This window comes from Sporomusa sp., assembly GCF_057736855.1.
In genome coordinates, this window is the sequence record NZ_JBYKYF010000002.1 from 28179 (window position 1) to 31059 (window position 2881).

A 2881-nucleotide genomic window follows, 5' to 3' on the forward strand; every position below is an offset into this window, starting at 1 on the left:
ACCCTCAATATTGCGAAACTTAATCCGCAGCTCATCCATAATCTCCATCATTGAACGCGAACGCTCTCCGGAGCTAACCAGCCGCACGCCAATCATGGAACGATAGACTTGACGGTTAGTGCCTACAACCATATATGCTGATTCCAATTCCGGAATTGCCAGAACTTCCCGCTCAACCTGTGCAGCCAGCTCCTTGCTCCGTTCAATGGACGTTCCTGACGGTGCCGTCATATTAATAATAAATTCGCCAGAATCATAAGTGGGTTGAAATTCAGAACCTAGAAACTGTACTAGCAGTCCATTAAGCAAAAGCGACAACAATGCCAAGGCCACTATTTTCTTGGGGCGCTGCAGCGCCCAGTATAACACCTGCCGGTAGATTTCTTTGAAAGCTTCAAATCCTTGCTCAAACTTTTCAAGCATGGCCTCTAACCAGCGGATGCCGCCCTTTCCTCCTTCTTGTCCGGGAGCTTTAAGCCAATATGCTGACAGCATGGGAGTCAGCGAAAAGGCAACAAACAAAGAGAAGGCAACAGCAAAGGCCACCGTCAAGCCAAATTGTTTAAAAAACTGACCAATAATCTCGCCCATATTGCCTACAGGAACAAATACAGCAATAATCGAGAACGTTGTCGCCAACACAGCCAATGAAATTTCTTGGGTTCCTTCACGCGCCGCTTCCAGCGGTGTTTTTCCTTGCTCCATATGGCGGAAGATATTCTCAATAACCACAATGGCATCATCAATCAGAATACCTACTGCCAAACTCAACCCCATCAGTGACATATTATTAAGAGTAAAATTCATAACCTTCATCAGAAAGAAAGTAGCAATAACAGAAGTCGGAATAGCAAGCGCGCTGATAATAGTCGCCCGCGTGTTTCGTAGGAAAAGAAATGTAATAGCCACCGCCAGGAAACCGCCGAACACCATAGTCTCCATGACATCGTTCACACTATCTCTGATATAAACAGAGTTGTCCCGTACTTTGGTGATTTTAATATCTGGTGGCAACACATGTTGTTCCAAATGCTGCATCGCTTTTTTTACTTTTTCCGCTACATCAACAGTATTGGTACCTGATTGTTTTTGAATGCTGACAATTACGCTGGGTACACCATTGGTTGCGGCATAGTTACGTTCTTCTGCCCAAGTGTCGGCTACCTCGGCTACATCCCGCAGCCGCACTAACCGTCCCTGCTGGTTCAGTACGATAATTTGCTTGATCTCATCAACACTTTTATACTTGCCTATGGTTCTAACCGTTAACTCCATGCCTTTTTCTTTGACATGTCCGCCCGGTGTATTGACATTATTGTTATTTACCGCATCGAGCACTTGCTGTAAGGATAAACCATAAGCTTCTAGCTTGCTGGGGTCAGCCAGAATTTGAATTTCTCTTTGGGCTGCGCCATATACACTAACCTCGGCTACCCCATCCAACTGCTGGATTTGCTCTTTAACAATGTCTTCGGCAATTTTACGGATTTCACCCCGCGACCGGATTTCAGAAGCTAAACTAAAAGTAAGAATCGATTGCGCCGTAATGTCATAGCGTTGGACAACAGGTTCATCAATCTCCTCAGGCAACCGCCGGCGAATACCGGCAACTTTCTCCCGCACATCGTTCGCAGCCAGTTTAGTGTTGGTCCCTAATTCAAATTCAATCGTGGTTTGCGACACACCCTCCCGCGACACCGAGGATAATGTCTTAATCCCTGCCACAGAGCTTACGGCATCTTCGATAGGTTTTGTAATCAGACTTTCCATCTCTTCTGGCGAAGCACCCGTATAAGTAACACTAACTAACACGATGGGAAACTCAACATCCGGGTATAAATCAACCCCCAGACTGGGATAGGAATTAAGACCGAATACGACCAGCAGCATAACTAGCATGGTGGTAAATACCGGTCGTTTAATAAACACATCAATCATCTAGCTGCAGCCTCCCCTGGCGCAGCTATTCGAATCTTTGAACCGTCTCGGAGCTTATTTTGTCCGGCAACAACAATTTGCTCGCCTTCTTGAACACCGTCAAGCACTTCGGCCCAACCGCCGCCCACATATCCCAGCGTAAGCAATCGCTGCTGCACTTTGTTGTCAGCCGTAACTACATACACTGTCTTTCTGTCTTCCCGCATCACTAGTGCCGTTTCCGGCACAACAATGGCATTTTTATGCACTGGAGCCGGAACTTCGACTTTGGCAAACATACCTGCTTTAAGAATATTGTCATGATTCGGAATAGCTACTTCGGCAACAAACGTTCGTGAAGGCATAGTAGCTGCCGGTGACAAACGAGTTATGGTTCCCTCAAACTCTTGTCCGCCAAGCGCATCTACTTTGACTTTTACGTGAGTACCGATCGTAAGTTGGGCTATTTCTGCCTCTCCTACTGTAGCTTTAGCCAAAAGAGTGTTAAGGTTGGCTACAGTAACCAAAGGGGTTCCCGCCTTAGCATAAAATCCGGCTTGCAGATGCCGTTTGGTAATCACACCATCCTGGGGTGATACCAAGACCGCTCCAGTCAGTTTACTTTCGTAAAGGCGTAACGTCCCCTCAGCCGCTCGCACCTGGCCTGCAGCTAAATCTCGTTTGGTTCTCGCTGAATCAAGCGTTTGCACCGATACAGCCCCTTGTTTAGCCAGTTTTTCCATCCGACTATAATCAAGCTCGGCTTGTTCAAGGTTGGCCTTGGCCTGTAACAGACTACCCTCGGCCTGGATAACCTGGGCTGACAGTTCTCCCATATCCAGTACAGCTATCGTCATGCCGGCAGTAACCGTATCGCCTTCATCCACGGTAAGACTATCGATACGTCCGTCAACTTTGGCCGAAATATCGGCACTCCATACAGGCTCAAGACTGGAGGAAAAGA

The 2881-nt window shown here is 47.1% G+C and carries 2 protein-coding genes; both read right to left on the reverse strand.

From position 1 onward, the window contains the following. The coding region (locus AC29Z1_RS00405; protein ID WP_488269472.1) for an efflux RND transporter permease subunit at positions 1–1938 on the reverse strand (1938 nt) is incomplete at its 3' end. Further along, positions 1935–2881 (reverse strand): efflux RND transporter periplasmic adaptor subunit (locus tag AC29Z1_RS00410; RefSeq protein ID WP_488269473.1); only part of this gene is annotated, 947 nt, incomplete at its 5' end. The genes AC29Z1_RS00410 and AC29Z1_RS00405, both read right to left, overlap by 4 nt.